This window comes from Streptomyces sp. NPDC087859, from assembly GCF_044742595.1.
GTDB classification, from domain to species: domain Bacteria; phylum Actinomycetota; class Actinomycetes; order Streptomycetales; family Streptomycetaceae; genus Streptomyces; species Streptomyces canus_F.
Genome location: NZ_JBIUUU010000010.1, coordinates 140,070 through 158,736, shown reverse-complemented (window position 1 = coordinate 158,736; position 18,667 = coordinate 140,070). Strand labels below are relative to the sequence as shown.

General features: G+C 71.6%; 20 protein-coding genes. 10 read left to right on the top strand and 10 right to left on the bottom strand.

Annotated elements, in window-relative coordinates; all coding sequences use genetic code 11:
- Positions 1-57 precede the first annotated feature (57 nt).
- The 4 genes from ACIOHP_RS25345 to ACIOHP_RS25330 all read left to right on the top strand — a co-directional run bounded on the left by ACIOHP_RS25345 (position 58) and on the right by ACIOHP_RS25330 (position 4,220).
- Positions 58-573 (top strand): DUF309 domain-containing protein, encoded by a 516-nt coding sequence (locus tag ACIOHP_RS25345; RefSeq protein ID WP_401891103.1) that lies wholly within the window; start codon positions 58-60, stop codon positions 571-573.
- Positions 574-853: 280 nt separating this feature from the next.
- The gene (cobF, locus tag ACIOHP_RS25340) at positions 854-1,627 is read left to right on the top strand and encodes a precorrin-6A synthase (deacetylating) (protein ID WP_401891101.1); all 774 of its coding nucleotides are present in this window, start codon (positions 854-856) and stop codon (positions 1,625-1,627) included.
- Positions 1,628-1,686: 59 nt separating this feature from the next.
- Positions 1,687-3,759 carry an MDR family MFS transporter gene (locus ACIOHP_RS25335; RefSeq protein WP_401891098.1) on the top strand — a complete coding sequence of 691 codons (2,073 nt, stop codon included), beginning with the start codon at positions 1,687-1,689 and terminating at the stop codon, positions 3,757-3,759.
- 44 nt (positions 3,760-3,803) lie between these two features.
- Positions 3,804-4,220, top strand: a complete 417-nt coding sequence (locus ACIOHP_RS25330; protein ID WP_361543044.1) for a hypothetical protein — start codon at positions 3,804-3,806, stop codon at positions 4,218-4,220.
- Here the strand turns inward: ACIOHP_RS25330 and ACIOHP_RS25325 are convergent.
- A complete protein-coding gene (locus tag ACIOHP_RS25325; RefSeq protein WP_361543047.1) occupies positions 4,207-4,953 on the bottom strand; it encodes a cobalt-precorrin-6A reductase in 747 nt (248 codons plus the stop codon). The genes ACIOHP_RS25330 and ACIOHP_RS25325 overlap by 14 nt on opposite strands.
- Between ACIOHP_RS25325 and ACIOHP_RS25320 the strand changes: the two genes are divergently transcribed.
- Positions 4,874-5,905, top strand: coding sequence for an HAD-IIA family hydrolase (locus ACIOHP_RS25320; protein ID WP_401891094.1), 1,032 nt, complete (start codon positions 4,874-4,876; stop codon positions 5,903-5,905). The genes ACIOHP_RS25325 and ACIOHP_RS25320 overlap by 80 nt on opposite strands.
- Here ACIOHP_RS25320 and ACIOHP_RS25315 read toward each other — a convergent pair.
- Together ACIOHP_RS25315 and ACIOHP_RS25310 are read right to left on the bottom strand one after the other, a co-directional pair.
- A complete protein-coding gene (locus tag ACIOHP_RS25315; protein WP_361543053.1) occupies positions 5,891-6,664 on the bottom strand; it encodes a sulfite exporter TauE/SafE family protein in 774 nt (257 codons plus the stop codon). The two genes, ACIOHP_RS25320 and ACIOHP_RS25315, sit on opposite strands and share 15 nt — an antisense overlap.
- Positions 6,665-6,734: 70 nt before the next feature.
- A complete protein-coding gene (locus tag ACIOHP_RS25310; RefSeq protein ID WP_401891091.1) occupies positions 6,735-7,922 on the bottom strand; it encodes a thiolase family protein in 1,188 nt (395 codons plus the stop codon).
- A 111-nt stretch (positions 7,923-8,033) separates the two neighbouring features.
- Here ACIOHP_RS25310 and ACIOHP_RS25305 point away from each other — a divergent pair, with 111 nt between their 5' ends.
- From ACIOHP_RS25305 to ACIOHP_RS25290, 4 genes are all read left to right on the top strand, one after another.
- Positions 8,034-8,831 (top strand): lysophospholipase, encoded by a 798-nt coding sequence (locus ACIOHP_RS25305; RefSeq protein ID WP_401891088.1) that lies wholly within the window; start codon positions 8,034-8,036, stop codon positions 8,829-8,831.
- Between the two features lie 134 nt (positions 8,832-8,965).
- Positions 8,966-9,445: a DNA starvation/stationary phase protection protein gene (locus ACIOHP_RS25300; RefSeq protein ID WP_361543792.1), complete on the top strand. Its 480-nt coding sequence runs from the start codon at positions 8,966-8,968 to the stop codon at positions 9,443-9,445.
- A gap of 31 nt (positions 9,446-9,476) precedes the next feature.
- The gene (locus tag ACIOHP_RS25295; RefSeq protein WP_401891085.1) at positions 9,477-9,809 is read left to right on the top strand and encodes a DUF3140 domain-containing protein; all 333 of its coding nucleotides are present in this window, start codon (positions 9,477-9,479) and stop codon (positions 9,807-9,809) included.
- Positions 9,810-9,930: 121 nt separating this feature from the next.
- The gene (locus ACIOHP_RS25290) at positions 9,931-10,749 is read left to right on the top strand and encodes an SAM-dependent methyltransferase (RefSeq protein WP_361543065.1); all 819 of its coding nucleotides are present in this window, start codon (positions 9,931-9,933) and stop codon (positions 10,747-10,749) included.
- Here ACIOHP_RS25290 and ACIOHP_RS25285 read toward each other — a convergent pair.
- Genes ACIOHP_RS25285 through ACIOHP_RS25255 form a run of 7 tightly spaced genes read right to left on the bottom strand, consistent with a single transcriptional unit; the run spans position 10,746 to position 17,630 of the window.
- On the bottom strand, positions 10,746-11,438 hold the full coding sequence (locus ACIOHP_RS25285) for an SDR family oxidoreductase (RefSeq protein ID WP_361543068.1): 693 nt from the start codon (positions 11,436-11,438) through the stop codon (positions 10,746-10,748). The two genes, ACIOHP_RS25290 and ACIOHP_RS25285, sit on opposite strands and share 4 nt — an antisense overlap.
- The gene (locus tag ACIOHP_RS25280; protein ID WP_401891081.1) at positions 11,435-12,310 is read right to left on the bottom strand and encodes a cupin domain-containing protein; all 876 of its coding nucleotides are present in this window, start codon (positions 12,308-12,310) and stop codon (positions 11,435-11,437) included. Before ACIOHP_RS25280 ends, ACIOHP_RS25285 begins: the two co-directional genes overlap by 4 nt.
- Entirely contained in the window at positions 12,307-13,650 is a 1,344-nt protein-coding gene (locus ACIOHP_RS25275) for an amidohydrolase family protein (RefSeq protein WP_401891078.1), read from the bottom strand. The genes ACIOHP_RS25280 and ACIOHP_RS25275 overlap by 4 nt, the downstream gene beginning before the upstream one ends.
- Before the next feature lie 22 nt (positions 13,651-13,672).
- A complete protein-coding gene (locus ACIOHP_RS25270) occupies positions 13,673-14,653 on the bottom strand; it encodes an alpha-ketoacid dehydrogenase subunit beta (RefSeq protein WP_401891075.1) in 981 nt (326 codons plus the stop codon).
- Positions 14,641-15,618 carry a thiamine pyrophosphate-dependent dehydrogenase E1 component subunit alpha gene (locus tag ACIOHP_RS25265; RefSeq protein WP_401891489.1) on the bottom strand — a complete coding sequence of 326 codons (978 nt, stop codon included), beginning with the start codon at positions 15,616-15,618 and terminating at the stop codon, positions 14,641-14,643. The genes ACIOHP_RS25270 and ACIOHP_RS25265 overlap by 13 nt, the downstream gene beginning before the upstream one ends.
- The gene (locus ACIOHP_RS25260; RefSeq protein ID WP_401891072.1) at positions 15,611-16,945 is read right to left on the bottom strand and encodes a M24 family metallopeptidase; all 1,335 of its coding nucleotides are present in this window, start codon (positions 16,943-16,945) and stop codon (positions 15,611-15,613) included. Before ACIOHP_RS25260 ends, ACIOHP_RS25265 begins: the two co-directional genes overlap by 8 nt.
- Positions 16,946-16,997: 52 nt before the next feature.
- Positions 16,998-17,630 (bottom strand): XRE family transcriptional regulator, encoded by a 633-nt coding sequence (locus tag ACIOHP_RS25255; protein ID WP_361543083.1) that lies wholly within the window; start codon positions 17,628-17,630, stop codon positions 16,998-17,000.
- Positions 17,631-18,287: 657 nt separating this feature from the next.
- Between ACIOHP_RS25255 and ACIOHP_RS25250 the strand changes: the two genes are divergently transcribed.
- A complete protein-coding gene (locus ACIOHP_RS25250; RefSeq protein ID WP_401891069.1) occupies positions 18,288-18,659 on the top strand; it encodes a DUF4333 domain-containing protein in 372 nt (123 codons plus the stop codon).
- Positions 18,660-18,667 lie beyond the last annotated feature (8 nt).

The window sequence follows — 18,667 nt, the reverse complement described above, 5'->3', positions numbered from 1 at the left end:
TACCCCACCTGGCGGGCCGCCTCGAAGACGGCCAGGGCCGCGCGGGACAATCGGCACATGGGCAGCACATCCTCAGGACAGCAGGCCGACGCCAGGGACCGGGACGACGAGGGGCGGGCGCGCAACGCACGGCCGCGGGACGGGCTCGGGCGGCCCCTGCCGTACGGCGCGGACGGGGTGGAGCGGCAGCCGGAGGGGGTGGTACGCACCCCCGAGCGGAGCGTCGCGGAGGCGCAGGAGCTGCTGGACGCGGGCAAGCCCTTCCATGCGCACGAGGTCTTCGAGGACGCCTGGAAGTCAGGGCCCGAGGAGGAGCGGGCTCTGTGGCGGGGCCTGGCCCAGCTCGCGGTCGGCCTCACGCACGCGGCCCGGGGCAACGTCACGGGCGGGGCGCGGCTGCTGCGGCGCGGGGCGGGGGCGATCGAGGAGTGGGCGTCCGGTGCGAAGCCGAAGCAGCCGTACGGAATGGATCTGGCCGGGCTCGCGGTGTGGGCGAGGGAGCTGGCGGAGGACGTGGAGCGCGGCGGCGAGCCCGTGGACGCGGAGGTCCGGGCGCCGCGCCTGCGGCAGTGACACCGGACGCGCCCACTGTCCTGAACGCCTCCGGTCCTGGGCGCGCGTGCGGGTCCCGGGCGGGCCCAGGGCCGGGAGGACTCGCTCCACGCAGGCACAGCCACAGCCCCACGGCATCGAGCCTCGGGTGCGTCCTCAGCACCGGGCCCCGCACCGCGCCCCTGCCACAGGACTCCGCCCCACCCGCACCCGCGGCTCGTCCGAGGTCTCGCCACCCCGGCCACGGCCCCACTCCGGACGCGGTGCCGTCACTGTCAGTGCCGTACGGCAGACTCGGGGCGTGCGAAAGATTCATGTCATCGGTATCGGCGCGGGCGACCCCGACCAGCTCACCCTCCAGGCGGTCAGGGCGCTGCGGAGCACGGACGTGTTCTTCGTCCTGGACAAGGGCGAGGTGAAGAGCGACCTGACGGATCTGCGCCGGGACATGCTGGAGACGCACATACCGCAGGGGACGTACCGCGTCGTCGAGGCGCGGGATCCGGACCGGGACCGCAAGGCGGGCGGCGCGGCGTACTCGCCCGCCGTCGGCGACTGGCGCAGCGCCCGTGCCGAGATCTACGAGCGGCTGATCACCGAGGAGCTCGGCGAGGACGAGAGCGGCGCGTTCCTGGTGTGGGGCGACCCCGCGCTGTACGACAGCACGCTCGGGATCCTGGAGGAGATCCTGGAACGGGGTGCCGTCAGCTTCGACTACGACGTCGTGCCCGGCATCAGCAGCGTCTCCGCGCTCGTCGCCCGGCATCGCACCGGGCTGAACCGGGTCGCCCGGCCCGTGCAGATCACGACCGGACGGCGGCTCGCCGAGGGGTTCCCCGAGGGCGTGGACGACGTGGTCGTGATGCTCGACGCCCACCAGACCTTCCGGCGCTACGCGGACGAGGACATCGACATCTACTGGGGCGCCTACATCGGCACCCCGGACGAGATCCTCGCCTCGGGGCCGATCGCCGAGGCCGCGCCCCGGATCGAGCGGCTGCGGGCCGAGGCCCGGGAGCGCAAGGGCTGGATCATGGACACGTATCTGCTGCGCCGCAACCCCGGGAAGCGATAGGGCACCCGAGCGGCCCCACCCCGCAGGCGTCCCTGGGCGGCCGGTGTGATCGTGACCTCGTGACCGTCACCGAGGAAGTCGCGCCGCCCGCCGCAGAGCCGCCGGTGCTGGACAAGCGTCGTCGCAACGTCGTCTTCGTGACGATCATGCTGGGCATGCTGCTGGCCGCCCTCGACCAGACGATCGTCGGCACGGCCCTGCCGACGATCGTGTCGGACCTGGGCGGCGCCGAGCACATGTCGTGGGTGGTCACCTCCTATCTGCTCGCGGAGACCGTCTCGACGGTCCTGGTCGGCAAGTTCGGCGACCTGTTCGGCCGCAAGGTGGTCTTCCAGGTCTCGGCGATCGTGTTCATCACGGGTTCGTTCCTGTGCGGTCTCGCCGGGAACATGACGCTGCTGATCACCTGGCGGGCGATGCAGGGCATCGGCGCGGGCGGTCTGATGGTCACGTCGATGGCCCTCATCGCCGACGTCATCCCGCTGCGGGAGCGCGGCAAGTACCAGGGCGCCATCGGTGCCGTCTTCGGTGTCGCGACCGTCATCGGACCACTGCTCGGCGGCCTGTTCACCGACCATCTGACCTGGCGCTGGGCGTTCTACGTCAACGTCCCGATCGCGATCGTCGTGGTCTTCGCGGCGGCCCGCACGATCCCGGTGGTGAAGTCGGCCTCCCGGCCGATCATCGACTACCTCGGCATCGCACTGGTCGCGGCCGGCGCCAGCGCGCTGATCCTGGCGACGAGTTGGGGCGGCAACGAGTACGCCTGGGGTTCGGGCGTCATCATCGGCCTGTTCGTCGGCGGCACCGTCGCCCTCGGCCTGTTCTGCTGGGCGGAGACCCGGGCGCCGGAACCGATGCTGCCGATGCGGCTGTTCAGGAATCCGGTGTTCACCGTCTGCTCGATCCTCAGCTTCATCGTCGGCTTCGCCATGCTCGGCGCGATGACCTATCTGCCGAGCTATCTCCAGTACGTCGACGGTGACTCGGCCACGGTCTCCGGGGTGCGGACGCTGCCGATGGTCATCGGCCTGCTCATCGCGTCCGTCGCGAGCGGCAACGTGGTCAGCAAGACCGGGCAGTACCGGATCTTCCCGATCGTCGGCTCCCTGGTGATGGGGGTCGGGCTGTATCTGATGTCCCTGATGGGGCCGGACACCGGGGCCTGGCTGGAGTCGCTGTACATGTTTGTGCTCGGCACCGGAATCGGTCTGTGCATGCAGGTGCTGACGATCGCCGTGCAGAACACCGTCGACTACACCGACCTGGGCACCGCCACCTCCGGTGTCACCTTCTTCCGTACGCTGGGCAGTTCGTTCGGCACGGCCGTCTTCGGCACCATCTACGCCAACTCGCTCGAGCCCAACCTCGAGGAGGGGGTCGCGCGGGCCGCGCAGACCGGCAGCGGTCTCGACCCGGCGGTCATCGCCAAGGCGGCGACCAGCCCGGAGGGCGTGCACGACCTGCCCCCGGCGGTGGCCTCCCCGATCATCGACGCCTACGCCGACACCATCCAGACCGTCTTCCTGTGGACGGTGCCGGTGGCGGCGCTGGGCTTCGTGGTCGCCCTGTTCCTCAAGCAGGTCCAGCTGCGCGACAGCGCGCGGGCGGGCTCGACCGACATGGGCGAGGGCTTCGGGCAGCCGTCCGGGGCGGACTCGCAGCGGGTGCTGGAGGCGGCGGTCGGGAAGATCATCGGCACCACGGGGGTGGAGGACGCGCGCCGTATCGTGGCGGCGTCCGACACCCGTCTGGACATCGCCGGTGCCTGGGCGGTCATGCAGGTGGAGCTGTTCACGCGGATGACCGGCCACGCCAGCCTGGGCCTGATGGCCGCCCGCCGTCACATGCCGCCCGAGGTGCTGCTGCCGGTCTTCGACCGGATGATCGACGAGGGCTATCTGACCCGGGCCGGCAACCTCTTCTCGCACACCGACGCGGGCGCCCGTGAGGCCCAGGTCATCGGCAAGGCCTGGGCCACGTGGCTGGAGGAACGGGTGCAGCAGGACATCGGCCGACCGGCGGGCACGGATCTGCTGGCCGCGGTCGACACGATCTCCAAGCGTCTGCTGGTGGAGGACCTGGGCAACGGGCTGACGGAGCGGTCCGGGGAACTCGCCTCCACCCGCTGAGAATCCGGGTGCGGGACGGGCCGGGCACTCGTCATACTCCCGTCATGCCTCCCCTCCGCTTCCACGATCCCGGCCTCGACGCGCACCACTTCAGCGGCTCGATGCTGGTCCGCTGCCCGCGCTGCGACCGGATCGCGCACTTCGAGCGGAGCGCACCGCCGCAGCCGCGGGTGGTCTGCCGGTCCTGCGGTCTGTGCCGGCCCACGAACCGGTGCGCCTGGCCGAAGCTGTGGCTGCGGACCGAGACCCGTCATGGCACGGTGTCGGCGTACAACCTCGAACACCTCGACCTGCTCAGGCGGTTCGTGGCGGCGGACCTGCGGGAGCGGGCTCCCTGGTACGAGCACGGGCGCAAGATGACGTACATCGGCCGGCTCCCCGCCTGGATCAAGAGCGCCAAGAACCGCACCGAGGTGCTGCGCGCCATCGACCGCATGCGGGCCTCGGTCATCTCCGGCTGAGGCCCAGCCGCTCCAGGGCCCCGGCGACATCGGGCACCGGCTCCAGGTCCGCGGGCAGCGGGGGACGTCGTACGACCACGACGGGCAACGCCAGTCGGCGTGCGGCCGTGAGTTTGGCGGCGGTCGCCGCTCCCCCGCTGTCCTTCGTGACCACGACGTCGACGCAGTGCGTGGACAGCAGCGCGGACTCGTCGTCCACGGTGAACGGGCCGCGTGCCAGCAGGACTTCGGTGCGCGGCGGCATCGGCGGCTCGGGCAGTTCCACGGAGCGTACGACGAAGTGGAGCTCGGTCAGGTGCGCGAAGGCCGCGAGGCCCAGGCGTCCGGTGGTGAGGAACACCCGGGGGCCCAGCAGCGGCAGCAGACCGGCGGCCTCCGCCAGCGAACCGACCGGGTACCAGCGGTCCTCGGGACCGGGCCGCCACCCCGGGCGGCGCAGCACCACCACCGGTACGCCGGTCGCGGCGGCGGCCCGGGCCGCGTTCTCCGTCATGGCCTCGGCGAACGGATGCGTGGCGTCGACGAGGGCGTCCACGTGCTGCTCCCGCAGCCACTCCGCGAGCCCGTCCGCACCACCGAAGCCCCCGATCCGCACGTCCCCGGTGACCGCTCCGGGGCGTTTCACGCGCCCCGCGAGCGAGGTGGTGACGCGGATGCCGGGCAGCGCGGTGAGCGCGGCGGCGAGTTCACGCGCCTCGGTGGTGCCGCCGAGGATGAGGACGTGGGGGGCCATGAGGGAGAGCGTACGAAGGGCGTGCGGGAGAGCGGGCACGGGGGGACGCGTTCGATCTGTCCACGATCACCGCGCCCTGAAGTGTGGGGGTGGTGTGGCATGGGTCCGGATCGCTCCGCCGGGCCGGGCGGATCGCTATCGTCCTGCCATGGACTCCGTGCGCGCCGTACTGATCGACATCGACGGGGTTCTGACCGTCTCGTGGGAGCCGTTGCCGGGTGCGGTCGAGGCGTTGCGGGAGATCCGCGAGGCCGGTCTCGCCGTCGCGCTCGTGACCAACACGACCTCCCGGACACGGGCGTCGATCGCCGGGACGCTGGCGAAGGCGGGGTTCCCGGTGACGGCGCGGGACATCCTGACCGCGCCCGCCGTCACCGCCGCGTACATCGCCGAGCACTTTCCGGGGGCCCGCTGTGCGCTGCTGAACAGCGGGGACATCGGGGAGGACCTCGGGGACGTGGACGTGATCGATGCCGGGGACACCGGGACCGTCCCGGACGTCGTGATCGTCGGGGGTGCGGGGCCCGAGTTCGACTACGTGGCGCTGAACCGGGCGTTCGGGCATCTCCAGCGCGGCGCGCGGCTGGTGGCGATGCACCGGAATCTGTACTGGCGTACCGACGACGGACTCCAGCTGGACGCGGGTGCGTTCCTGGCGGGGCTGGAGAAGGCGGCCCGTACCGACGCGGTGGTGACGGGGAAGCCGTCGCGCGCGTTCTTCGCCTCGGCACTGGCCCGGCTGGGGGCCGGTGCGGACGAGGCGGTGATGGTGGGCGACGACGTGGAGTCGGACGTACTGGCGGCGCAGGCCGCCGGGGTCACGGGCGTGCTGGTCAGGACGGGCAAGTACCTGCCGCAGACGCATCGGGACGCGAGCGGCACCCCGGACCATGTGATCGACTCGTTCGCGGAGCTGCCCGCGCTGCTCCGGTCGTGGTCAGCGGAGCAGTAGCTGGAGGCCGCCGACGATCGTCGCCGCGATCACGAGCTGTTCGAAGAGCCGCTGGTTGATCCTGTTCACGGCCCACTTGCCGAGCAGCGCGCCGGGGACGACGAACGCCACGAGCGCGGCGTCGAGCAGGAGCGAGTGCCCGTCGATCAGGCCGAGGCCCACGCTGAAGGGCACCTTGGACGTGTTGACGATCAGGAAGAAGAAGGCGGAGGTGCCCAGGAAGCCGAGCTTCCGGAAGCCCGCCGACAGCAGGTACATCGACATCACGGGGCCGCCGGCGTTGGCGACCATGGTGGTGAAGCCGCCCAGGACGCCGTAGGAACGGGCTTTGATCCGCCCTGTCCTCGTGGCGACCGAGTCGGGTTCGTCGGCCTGGTCGGCGGTGCGGCGGCGCCACACCGTCACGGCGGCCATCAGCAGCAGGATGGCGCCGATCGACGTCCGGACCATCTCGTCGTCGGCCCACATCAGGAAGAGCGTGCCGGCGACCACGCCCGCCGCGACCGCCGGGAACAGCTTCCACAGCGTCGGCCAGTGGGCGTGGCGCCGGTAGGTGAGGACGGCGAGCACGTCCCCGGCGATCAGGATCGGCAGCAGGACGCCGGTCGAGGCGCGGGCGGGCAGGACCGCGGCGAAAATGGCGAGGCTGACCGTGTTGGCCCCGCTCACGGCGGTCTTCGAGAAGCCGACGAGGAGGGCCGCGAAGGCCAGGGCGGCGAACTCCCAGCCGGTGATGTGCCAGAGCGTCATCGTGTTCATGCGGAACCCGATGCTATGCGCATCTAACGGGTGCCGTAAGGAGCGTCTCGCCTGATGACCCTTCCCGTGTCTAGTGCCTCTGCACCAGCACCGCGCTCCCCTGCCCCGCCCCCACGCACATCGTGGCGAGGCCCCGCGCCGCCCCCGTCCGCCGCATGCGGTGCAGCAGCGTCGTGAGGATGCGCGCCCCCGAGCAGCCCAGCGGATGGCCGAGCGCGATCGCGCCGCCGCTCGGGTTGACCAGCTCCGGATCGATGCCGAGGCGGTCCACGCAGGCGAGGGCCTGGGCGGCGAAGGCCTCGTTGAACTCGGCCTCCTGGAGGTCGCCGACGGTCCAGCCGGCGCGGGCGAGCACCTTCTGTGTGGCGGGGACGGGGCCGATGCCCATCACATCGGGGTGGACGCCGGCCGAGGCGCCGGCGACATAGCGGCCGAGCGACTCCAGGCCGAGGTCGTTCAGCGTCTCCTCGCTGACCAGGAGGAGGCCGGCCGCGCCGTCGTTCATGGGTGAGGCGTTGCCCGCCGTGACGCTCCCGCCCTGCCGGAACACCGGCTTCAGCCGGGACAGCTTCTCGTACGAGGTGTCCTCACGGATGCACTCGTCGGCGCCGACGACCACGCCGTCCGGCCGCTCCACGGGCAGGAGCTCGTCGTCGAAGTGGCCGTTCTTGCTTGCTGCGGCGGCGAGTTGATGGCTGCGCAGGGCGAACTCGTCCTGGCGCTCACGGGAGACGGCGTAGCGGTCCGCGACCTCCTCCGCCGTCTCACCCATCGACAGCAGTCCGTGCAGTTCCTTCATCGCCGGGTTGACCAGCCGCCAGCCGAGCCGGGTGTCCACCGTCTCGATGCGGTGCGGCAGGGCCTCGTCGGGGCGGGGCAGGACGAAGGGGGCGCGGCTCATCGACTCGGAGCCGCCGGCCAGCACGATGTCGGCCTCGCCCGCGGCGATGGTGCGGGCGGCCGTCGTCACCGCTTCCAGCCCCGAGGCGCACAGCCGGTTCACCGTGGCGCCCGGCACGGTCTCGGGCAGGCCCGCGAGCAGCGCCGCCATGCGGGCGACGTTGCGGTTGTCCTCACCGGCCTGGTTGGCGGCGCCCCAGTAGACGTCGTCGATGCGGGCGGGGTCGAGCGCGGGCACATCGGCGACGAGCCCGCGGATGACGGCCGCGGCGAGGTCGTCGGGGCGTACGCGGGACAGGGCTCCGCGCAGCTTGCCGATGGGGGTGCGGCGGGCGGCCGCGAAGTGGACGGGACGCACGGCTGGTCTCCCCGGTCGAATTAATTAGCACTGCTAGTTTCGGAGTGTAGACCGCCCCGCCGCACCCTGGGAAGATCCCCGGGGACCTTCACCGACGCAGCTGGAGGAGACATGACCGAGGCCCGCGAGCACACCCTCGACGGACTCGTCGTACGCGAGTGGCCGCACCCGAGGCCGCGCCGGCTCGCGCTCGTGGTGCACGGGTACGGCGAACACATCGGGCGCTACGAGGAGCTCGCCGACGTCCTGCACCGGCACGGCGCGGCCGTCTTCGGGCCCGACCACCGGGGCCACGGGAAGTCGGCGGGCGAGCGGGTGCTCGTCGAGGACTTCGAGGACGTGGTCACCGATGTGCACACCGTGGCCGACTTCGCCCGAGCCGCCCATCCGGGCCTGCCGATCGTCCTGATCGGACACTCCATGGGCGGCCTGATCTCCGCCCGCTTCGCACAGCGCCACGGCACCGAACTCACCGCGCTCATCCTGTCCGGACCGGTGATCGGCGACTGGGAGCTGCCCCGGCGGCTGATCGCCCTGGACGAGATCCCGGACACGCCCATCAGCCCGGCCGCGCTCTCCCGCGATCCCGCGGTGGGAGCGGCGTACGTGGACGATCCGCTGGTCTGGCACGGGCCGATGAAGCGGCCGACGGTCGAGTCGTTCCTGCGCACGCTGGAGACCGTGACCAAGGGCGGTGACATCGGCCGGCTCCCCCTGCTGTGGCTGCACGGCGACGACGACCGGCTGGTGCCGCTCGCCGGCAGCCGCGTCGGCATCCAGCAGCTCAGCGGGGGTGTCCTGACCGAGCGGATCTATCCCGGCGCCCGGCACGAGGTGTTCAACGAGACGAACAGGGCAGAAGTCTTCGCCGACCTCACCCGTTTCCTGGACGGAGTGCTCGACAGCTGATCCCGCGGCGTTTGCACCGGTTCGCGCTGGGCACCCGCGCCGACATGGAGTGGTCGCGGCACACCGCCCTTGACCAGGGACGCGCCGCACCGCTCCGTATCGGCACGAACCACGCCCAGAAGGAGGAGCACGGTATGACCGTGGTGAGGAGCACCCTTCCCGAGGACGCCCGACGGATCGCCGGGGACGCCCTGCAGAGCACGCTCGTGGATCTGCTCGGGCTGTCGCTGGTCGGAAAGCAGGCGCACTGGAACATCGTCGGCCCGCGCTTCCGCTCCATCCACCTGCAGCTGGACGAGGTGGTGGACACGGCCCGCACCTACTCCGACACCGTGGCGGAGCGCGCCGCGGCGCTCGGGCTGCCGCCCGACGGCCGCCCGGAGACGATCGCCACCGCGTACACCCTGCCCGGCGCCAAGGAGGGCTGGCAGCGGGACAACGAGGTCGTCGCTCTGATGATGGAGACCCTGGAGGCGGCGATCGGCCGGCTGCGCGAGCGCATCGGCGCGACGGAGAAGGCGGATCCGGTCACCCAGGATCTGCTGATCGGCATCACGGCGGAACTGGAGAAGCAGCGCTGGATGTTCGACGCGGAGAACTGGCCGAGGGACTGACCGCCACCCGCACGTACGGAAGAGGCACACGATGACCGACGCCCTCGAACTCGACGCGCTGTGGGCGGACTTCCACCGCGTGGTGAACATGACCTCGCAGGAACTGGCGGCCTGGCTGCGGGTCAGCGACGCCGACGAGGACACCGAGCCGCTGCCGGAGCACGCCGGATCGCCCACCGGGCAGCACGTCCTCGCGATCCTGCAGAAGCGGCGCACGGATCTCACCGATGACGACGTCGAGGTCATGTACGAGGTGGTGGACACCGTCTCGGCACAGGCGGACGCGGAGAACGAGCCGGCGGCCGAGGACACCCGGCGTCGGCACCTGCTGATGACGCTGGGCCACGATCCACTCAAACCATAGGAATGACACCGCAGTTGACCTGAACCAGGCCTGAATCAGGTGGCCGAGGACCGACTCCGCCCGGCCCGGATGATCGTGCGAGACTGCTCGCAACCTTGACCGGCGAGCAGAGGAGCCACACGTGACCGGGACCGAGCCGGCCGCCGTCCAGCGGATCGACACGACCAAGCCGCACCCGGCCCGCGTCTACGACTGGTACCTCGGAGGCAAGGACAACTACCCGGTCGACGAAGCCCTCGGCCGTCAGATCGCCTCGCTCAGCGGCGACGCCCCGCGGGCCGCTCGCGCCAACCGCTGGTTCATGAACCGGGCCACCCGCCGGCTGGCCGCGAGCGCGGGGATCCGGCAGTTCCTGGACATCGGCACCGGTATCCCCACCGAGCCCAATCTCCACCAGATCGCCCAGCAGGTCGCCGCGGACGCCCGGGTCGTCTACGTCGACAACGACCCGATCGTCCTCGCCCACGCCGGCGCCCTGCTGCGCGGCACCGAGGAGGGTGTGACGGAGTACATCGAGGCCGACGTCCGTGAGCCGCGGACGATCCTCGAACAGGCGGGCCGGATCCTCGACTTCGACCGGCCCGTCGCTCTGTCGCTCATCGCGCTCATGCACTTCGTCGCCGACGAGGACGGCGCGTACGACCTGGTGGACACGCTGGTCGGCGCGCTGGCCCCGGGCAGCGCCCTGGTGCTGTCCGCGATGACCGCCGACTTCGAGCCGGAGAACGTACGGCGGGGCATCGAGGCCTACGCGGCGGGCGGGGTGACGCTGGTGGCCCGCACACGGGACGAGTTCGGCCGCTTCTTCGAGGGACTCGACGTTCTGGAGCCGGGGATCGTCTCGGTCAAGGACTGGCGTCCCGAACTCGCGGTGGACGAGACGCCGGACCCCGCGGCGGGACCGGTGTCGTTGTACGGGGCCGTCGGGATCAAGTCCTAGCCCAGCAACCACCCTCCGTCCACGGCGAGTTCGACGGCGTTGACCGACCGGTTGCGCAGCAGGAAGTCCACGGCGTCCACCACATCCGCCATCGTGGCGAGCCGTCCGCTGGGTGTCCTGGTGCGCAGTCCGGCGAGCACCTCCCCCGGTTTGGCCAGCCAGTACGGGCTGTCCCCTACGACTCCGGGGTGGAGGGCGTTGACGCGGACGGGGGCGAGTTCGACGGCGAGGGTGTGCACCAGTCCGCGCACGCCCGCGTTGACGGTCGCCACGGTCGTCGCGCCCGGGTAGGGCCGCTCCTTGGCCTGACCGCCGAACACGACGATGGCACTGTCGTCGTGCAGCCGCTCCCGGAGCGCGTGCACGACCTCGGTGTAGCCGACGAGCTTCAACGTCACCAGGTTCAGGGCGGCCTCGATGTCGTACGCGCTCACCCGGTTGTCGTCGCGGGTGACACCGCCGAGGACCAGATGGTCGACGGGCCCGACGTCGCCCAGCGCCGCCGCGATCTCCCGTGGCCGCGACAGGTCGAGGGCGATGCCCCGCAGCGCACCGATCTCCTTGGCCGCCGTGTCGGCGCGATGGGCGTCCCTGCCGGTGAGGACCACCTCGTCCCCCCGCCCCGCACGGAAGCGGGCGAACTCGCGGCCGATCCCCGACGTACCGCCGACGACGAGCACACTGCTCATGACTCCAGCGCCTCCCTCAGGTACTGCCAGTCCCGTGTGAACCGGTACGAGTGGCGGACCGGCGGCTGCGGCGCCTGTGTCTCCAGCCAACGCACCGGCCCCGCCCCGGCGTTGGTGAAGCCGTGCACACAACCGGCGCCCGCCCAGGCCACGTCACCGGGCCCCAGCCGGTACACCGAGCCGTCGAAGGTGGCGTCGACGGCCCCTTCGAGGATCAGGTACGTCTCCTCGAAGGGGTGGTCGTGGGTGCCCGCGACGCCGTCCGGGGCGTACTGCACCATGAACATCGTCGAGGCGACCGCGCCCAGATCGCCGTCGACCATCATCTTCACCGTGATGCCGCTGTAGACGAGCAGCGCGGTGCGCATGCTCGCCGACACCGCGAGCAGGTCCTGGGACTGTTTGCCCGGTTCCATCTGCGCGGGCTCGAAGTGCCCGAAGGAACGGGTGCGCGGGTCACGGACATCGAGGCGGACGGGGTTGCGGCGGGGCAGCGCGGGCACCGCCTGGGTGTCGTGGCCGTAGCGGGCGCGCGGCACGGGCGCGAGCATGTCCGCCCAGCGTGCGGCGGTGTCCCCGGCGCCCCGCCAGGCGTGCGGGACACCGGTCGGCAGCAGCCCGTAGTCGCCCTCTTCGAGGAGGTACGACCCTTCGGGCACGTCGAGGACGACGGTCCCGTCGAGCACGCAGAAGCTCTCCTCGTACGAGTGGACGTGGGGGCCGATCGCGCCGTCCGGCAGCAACTCGCAGACGCCGAAGCCGGTATGGACGCTGCCGTCGTCCTCGCCGACCGACTCCCGCCGCCGATAGCCGTGTTCGTCGAACTCCGGCGGCGGTACGTCGGTGGCGCGGCGCACCAGATGAGCGGTCACCGGGCGGCCTTCGCGGCCAGGAGCCGGTCACGGGACTCCTCGACGAGGCGCCGGGCACGGGCCACGTCGGCGGTCAGCTTCCCGTCCCGCTTGCGGATCACGCCGTCGACGAGCACGGTGTCCACGTTGGAGACATCGGCGGACAGCGTCACCGCGGCCACCGCGTCGTGCACCGGCGCCACGTTCAGCGCGGTGGCGTCGATCGCGACGACGTCGGCCCGCTTGCCGGGGGTCAGAGAACCGGTGCGGGCCTCCAGTCCGGCGACATGCGCGCCGTTGAGGGTGGCGATCTCCAGCATCCGACGGGCCGTCAGCATCGTTTCGGGCACCGGGACATCGGCCTGCCAGCACTCCGCGTTGACGCGGGCGCGTTCGGCGCCGAAGGCCGCGCGGATCTGGGTGAACATGTCGCCGGGGACGGTGGTGACGACGTCGATGCTCAAGGAGGGCCGCAGTCCGTGCTCGATCGCCTTCATCACCGGCGGCCAGCCGTGCCCCATCTGCGTCTCGACCTGCGGCGCGACGGACACCGTACCGCCGCTGTCGGCGACCATCCGCCACTCCTCCTCGCTGAAGTAGCAGCAGTGGATGTAGGTGGTGTCCGGACCGAGGAGCCCCAGGTCGTGGAGTTGCTTGACCATGCCGAAGCGGCCGGCCATCCGCCCCATGCCGACATGGACGGTGAGCGGGATGCCCAGTTCCCGGGCCAGACCCCATTCCGCGGTGACGACGTCGTTCACACAGAAGCCGGGGCCACGGGTGGCGAGGCCCATGGTGAGCAGGGAGTCGTCGGAGGCGAAGTACTCGGCGCGGATCCGTCGTACGTCGTCGCCCGGGATCGCGATCTTGCTCTCGAACCAGTAGTCGGCGAGGGAGGTGTTGGCGCTGCCGTAGGCGTACTGGGCGCGGATGCCGGTCTCGGCGAGGGCCCGGATCGCGGCGTCGGGGTGTTCGGGGGTGTTGTTGATGTGCGACCAGTCGACGAGCGTGGTGATGCCGGCGTTGAGGCACTCCAGGGCGCCCGCCAGATTGGCCGCGTACACGTCCTCCGGGGTGTAGAGCGGCGCGAAGGTGTCGAGGATGTCGACGAAGTAGTCGTCGAGCGTGGCGTCCGGCGCCACCCCGCGGATCGAGGCCTCCCAGGTGTGGCGGTGGGTGTCGACGAAGCCGGGGATCACGATCCGGCCCGTCATGTCGAGGACTTCGGCGTCGGCGCTGATCTCGGGGCGTACGGCCGCGATCCTCCCGTCCTCGATGAGGACGTCCCCTCGGGGAAGGTCCCCGATGTCGGGGTCCATCGAGATCACGTGACCTGCGCGCAGGAGTGTCCGAACGGTCATCGCCCTTCCTCCTTCGGGGTGTTCAGTACGCGGTGAGGTCGCGGACGGTCGCCACGACCTTGTCGACGGTGGGGATGACCCGCTCCTCCAGCGCGTCGGCGAACGGCAACGGGACGCACTCGCCCGCCACCCTCCGCACGGGCGCGTCCAGCAGGCTGAAGCCCTCGTCGGCGACGACCGAGACGACGGTGGCGCCCCAGCCGCCCTGGTACGGGTTCTCCTCGACGGTGACGAGCCGCGAGGTCCGGGCGAGCGAAGCGAGCACCGTGCTCATGTCCAGCGGCACCAGACAGCGCAGATCGACGACCTCGGCCTCGACACCCTCCTCGGCGAGCCGGGCGGCCGCCCGCAGTGCCACCGGCACCATCGCGGCGAGGGCGACGAGGGTCACGTCGGCACCCTCGCGCACGACGGCGGCGCGCCCCAGCTCGACCACGTGGTCCGGCGGCGGGGGCGAGCCCTTCGACGCCAGCAGCCCCTTGTGCTCGAAGAAGACCACGGGGTCGTCGCTGCGGATCGCCGCCGCCATCATGCCGATCACGTCGGCGGGCGTCGCCGGTGCCGCGATCTTCAGGCCGGGGACGGTGAGCGCCCAGTTCTCGGTGGCCTGCGAGTGCTGGGCGCCGAAACCGAGCCCGCCGCCGTTGGCGGTGCGAACGACGAGGGGCACGGTGACCTGACCGCCCGTCATGTAACGCACCTTGGGTATCTCGTTGGCGAGGTAGTCCCAACAACAGGCCAAAAAGTCCGAGAACATGATCTCCGCGACGGGCCGCATCCCGGTCATGGCCGCGCCCATCGCCGCGCCCACGATGGCCTGTTCGGAGATGGGCGTGTCCCACACCCGCTCCGGCCCGAACTCCTTGAACAGCCCGGCGGTCGTCTTGAACACCCCGCCGGCCTCCCCGATGTCCTCTCCGAGGCATACGACCGCCGCGTCCCGGCGCATCTCCCGCGCGATGCCCTCGGCGACCGCCTCCCGGTAGGTGATCACGTCCGCCATGCGGCACCCCCGTCGGCCCATACGTCGGTCAGCGCCTGCTCCGGATCGGGCGCGGGCGCGTTCTTCGCCGCCTCGACCGCCTTCCGTACGACGTCCAGGGCGCGCTCGTCGGCCGCGGTGAGCGTCTCCTCGGGCACGCCCAGCTCGGTCAGCCGTCCCCGCGCGATGTCCAACGGGTCGTGCTTGAGCCAGCGTTCGACCTCCTCGGCCGGCCGGTAGGTCGCCGGGTCGGACCGGCTGTGCCCGAAGTGCCGGTAGGTCGCGGCCTCCAGCAGGGCGGGCCCGTCTCCTGCCCGGGCCCGGCCCGCCAGGGCGGCGACGGCGTCCCGGACGGCGACGACGTCGTTGCCGTCGACCGTCTCGCCCGGGATGCCGTAGGCGGGCGCCCGGTCGGCGGCGGGCCGGGCGACCGCGGTGACGGAGGCGATCGGCGTGTACTCCATGTACAGGTTGTTCTCGCAGACGAACAGCACGGGCAGTTTCCACACGGCGGCCAGATTCAGCGCCTCGTGGAAGGCTCCGATGTTGGTCGCGCCGTCGCCGAAGAAGGCCACCGCGACCTGGTCGGTGCCCCGCAGCCGCGCCGACCAGGCCGCGCCGGCCGCCATCGGGAGGTGGGCGCCGACGATGGCGTAGGAGCCGAGCATGCCCGTGGCCGCCTTGGTCAGGTGCATGGAGCCGCCCTTGGCTCCGCACAACCCCGTGGCCCGGCTCATGAGTTCGGCGAGGCACTCCTCGGGGGTGGCGCCCCGTGCCAGGGCGTGATGGTGGCCGCGGTAGGTGGCGAAGACGTAGTCGTCGGCGCGCAGGGCGGCGCTCGCGCCGACGGCGATCGCCTCGTGTCCGGCGGCGAGGTGGGTGGTGCCCTTGACGAGGCCCTGGAGGAACAGGTCGTGGGCGGCCTTCTCGGTACGGCGGATGAGGACCATCTGCTCGTACAGGGCGAGGAGTTCGGCGCTATCCACCATGGGAGCCACCCCTGTTGAGATGGGACTGCGACTCCCGCCGGGTGTTGAGTTCGCCGCCGACCGTCCAGTACTTGCGGCCCGCCACCAGCAGTTCCTCGGCCGGGAACTTGGTGATGACCTCGCAGCCGTCGGCGGTGACGACGAGCTCCTCCTCGATACGGGCGGCGGACCAGCCGTCGGCGGCCGGCCAGTAGGTCTCCAGCGCGAACACCATGCCCTCTTCGAGGACTTCGGGATGGTCGAGGGAGACCAGACGGCTGAAGATGGGCTTCTCCCAGATGGACAGCCCGACCCCGTGGCCGTACTGGAGCGCGAAGGCTGCGGTCTCGTCGGCGAAGCCGAACTCCTCGGCGCGCGGCCAGACCCGGACGATGTCGGCGGTGGTGGCGCCGGGGCGGACCAGCGCGATCGCCTCGTCCATGTACTCCCGGCAGCGCACGTACGCGTCACGCTGCGCGCCGGACGCGCTGCCCACGGCGAAGGTGCGGTAGTAGCAGGTGCGGTAGCCCAGGTGGCTGTGCAGGATGTCGAAGAAGGCGGGGTCGCCGGGACGGATCAGACGGTCGCTGTAGACGTGCGGGTGGGGTGAACAGCGTTCCCCGGAGATGGCGTTGACGCCCTCGACGTACTCGCTGCCCAGGTCGTACAGGACCTTGCTGACCAGCCCCACGCACTCGTTCTCGCGTACGCCGGGCCGCAGATAGCCGTACAGCTCCTCGTACGCGGCGTCCACCATCGCGCACGCCTGGGCGAGCAGGGAGATCTCGTCGCCGGTCTTGATGCGGCGGGCCTCCAGGAAGACCTGCTGGCCGTCGACGACGTCGATGCCCTCGGCGCGCAGCGCGGCGAGGACCGGCATCTCGGCGACGTCGATGCCCAACGGCTCGTCCGCCAGGCCGTGTTCGCGCAGCTCGGCGGCGATCTTCGCGGCGACGTCCTCGGCGATCCCGGCGTCCGGGTGGAAGGCGCCCCGGAGGGTTGAGATACCGGCGCGGGCGCCGGTGGGCGGGCCGCCCTTGCCGTCGCTGTAGTCCAGCCAGGGGTTGTACAGCTGGTGGTGGCGGGCCGCCGAGCCGAAGTCCCAGACGACCGGTTCGCCACCGCGCGTCAGCAGGGCGAAGCGGATCAGCTTGTCCATCGCCCAGGTGCCGATGTGCGTGGCGGTCATGTACCGGATGTTGGCGAAGTCGAAGCTGAGCACCGCGCCGAGGGAGGAGCGGTTCAGGGTCTCGTGCAGCCGGGCCAGCCGTTGTCTGCGGAGCCGGTCCAGGTCGACGCGCTGTTCCCAGTCGACGGCGTTGGGTCCGAAAGTGCGGATCGCCATGGCGACCACCCCCACCTTCGAGTCAACGACCGTGTCCCGGAAGTGTCAAGTGCTACTGAACACCCCGGCCGGCGACGAACCAGACCCCCACGGCCGGTTCGGTGCCGTCGTTGCGGTAGCGGTGCGGGGTCGTCGACTCGAAGCACACGGCGTCGCCGGGGCGCAGGACGCGTTCCTCGAAACCGAGGGTGAGGAGGAGTTCACCGGAGGTGAGATAGCCGTACTCGGTACCCGCGTGCCGCATCAGGCCGCCCGAGGAGGCGGAGGAGCCGCCGGGTCGGTAGGTCACCAGCAGGAAGTCGGCGTCCGTGCCGGGGACGTGTCCCAGCCGCTCCCACACGACGCCCGAGTCCAGCTCCAGAACCTCCCGCTCACCCGGGGTGACCAGGGGGCCTATGCGTCGGCCGGGGTCGGCGGCGAAGGCGGCCATGGCGTGCAGCGCGGCGGCTCCGGCCGTCGCCGAGGCGGGCTCCCGCGCCTCGAAGAGCGACTCGACGGAGATGCCGAGTGCCGTCGTGATCGCGTACAGCGTGCTCACCGACGGCTGGCTCTTGCCGGTCTCGATCTGCGACACCAGGCTCGGGGAGACCCCGACCTCGCGCGCGAGGGCCCGCAGGCTGAGCCCGCTCTCCAGGCGCGCCCGCCGAATGCGCGCACCGACGGGCGGCACGGCGACAGGGGACACGAGCGGCTCCTCTCCCTCGCGGGAATGTGCAGCACCATTGAACAGCCGGGGGCCCTCGCGCGGCCAGCATCGCAGGCAGACGCGGCACGGCACCTCGCACCGAACGGGTGGGCGAGCCGGACGACGAGCACTTCTCGGCGCCGCGGTGCCCGGTGCGAGCGGAGCGGTCCTCGCCCTGTCGGGTACCGCGAGAGCGGGCGAGGACCGGCGTGGCCCCGGCACGCCGGACTCTCCGCCGCAGAGGCACCCGCCCCGGGTCCCTGCCCCCACCCGCTCACTCCCCCGGAATCCCCGCCCGCACCTCCCACCCGACCCGCGTCTCGGCCCTGCGGTCAGTTCACGGGCCCACGGCCCAGGACACCTACGCGGCCCCCCGAGCGACGACACCCTCTCCTCGGCCCGGGACACCGACGCCAACACCCCGGGGGCCGTCGACCTCAGCGCCCCGGGCCGGAAACGGATGACATGCCGGTCGCGTGGGCGCGGGCGGTCGGATCGGCCGAACGGCCGACCCCGCCCACCGCGGTCGTGGCCGTATGGCCGAGGCGCGCCCCCGGGCCCGCGGGCGAGGCTGGAGCCACTTCGGCCTCACCCGGAGCCGCCACTCCGACGCCCTCCGAAACGCCCCCTCCTCCCCTCCACTCGCAGGAGTTCACGATGCAGCGCAGCAAGTTCTTCGTCGGCGCCGTCGGAGGCGCGACCGCGGTCGTCGCCGTCGGCGGCATCGGCACGTACCTGCTCTCCGGGACGGAGTCGACCACCGGGCTCGACGACATCAGCACGGTGACCGTCGACGGCCACAGGGCCCTGTCGGGCACGGTCGTCGCGGGCCGCACCGAGAGCAAGTACCACCCGCTGCCCTGGGTCGGCGAGAAGGTCACCGGCGTCACCTGCCCGACCGGTCTGAAGGCCGTGGCGGGGGCCGCCGTCACCTGCACCGGCAGGACCACGGGCGGCAAGGCCGTCAGGATCCCGGTCTCCGTGGTCAAGGCCACGCATTCGTCCGTCACCTGGAAGTTCGAGCGCTGACAGAAGGC

Excerpts from the sequence above, each read along its gene's own strand:
- ACIOHP_RS25345 (WP_401891103.1), top strand. The coding sequence starts at position 58 with ATGGGCAGCACATCCTCAGGACAGCAGGCCGACGCCAGGGACCGGGAC.
- ACIOHP_RS25330 (WP_361543044.1), top strand. The coding sequence starts at position 3,804 with ATGCCTCCCCTCCGCTTCCACGATCCCGGCCTCGACGCGCACCACTTC.
- ACIOHP_RS25260 (WP_401891072.1), bottom strand. The coding sequence starts at position 16,945 with ATGGCGATCCGCACTTTCGGACCCAACGCCGTCGACTGGGAACAGCGC.
- ACIOHP_RS25275 (WP_401891078.1), bottom strand. The coding sequence starts at position 13,650 with ATGACCGTTCGGACACTCCTGCGCGCAGGTCACGTGATCTCGATGGAC.
- ACIOHP_RS25305 (WP_401891088.1), top strand. The coding sequence starts at position 8,034 with ATGACCGAGGCCCGCGAGCACACCCTCGACGGACTCGTCGTACGCGAG.
- ACIOHP_RS25315 (WP_361543053.1), bottom strand. The coding sequence starts at position 6,664 with ATGAACACGATGACGCTCTGGCACATCACCGGCTGGGAGTTCGCCGCC.
- ACIOHP_RS25325 (WP_361543047.1), bottom strand. The coding sequence starts at position 4,953 with ATGGCCCCCCACGTCCTCATCCTCGGCGGCACCACCGAGGCGCGTGAA.
- ACIOHP_RS25270 (WP_401891075.1), bottom strand. The coding sequence starts at position 14,653 with ATGGCGGACGTGATCACCTACCGGGAGGCGGTCGCCGAGGGCATCGCG.
- ACIOHP_RS25285 (WP_361543068.1), bottom strand. The coding sequence starts at position 11,438 with ATGAGCAGTGTGCTCGTCGTCGGCGGTACGTCGGGGATCGGCCGCGAG.
- ACIOHP_RS25250 (WP_401891069.1), top strand. The coding sequence starts at position 18,288 with ATGCAGCGCAGCAAGTTCTTCGTCGGCGCCGTCGGAGGCGCGACCGCG.
- ACIOHP_RS25300 (WP_361543792.1), top strand. The coding sequence starts at position 8,966 with ATGACCGTGGTGAGGAGCACCCTTCCCGAGGACGCCCGACGGATCGCC.
- ACIOHP_RS25295 (WP_401891085.1), top strand. The coding sequence starts at position 9,477 with ATGACCGACGCCCTCGAACTCGACGCGCTGTGGGCGGACTTCCACCGC.
- ACIOHP_RS25320 (WP_401891094.1), top strand. The coding sequence starts at position 4,874 with ATGCCGGGCAGCGCGGTGAGCGCGGCGGCGAGTTCACGCGCCTCGGTG.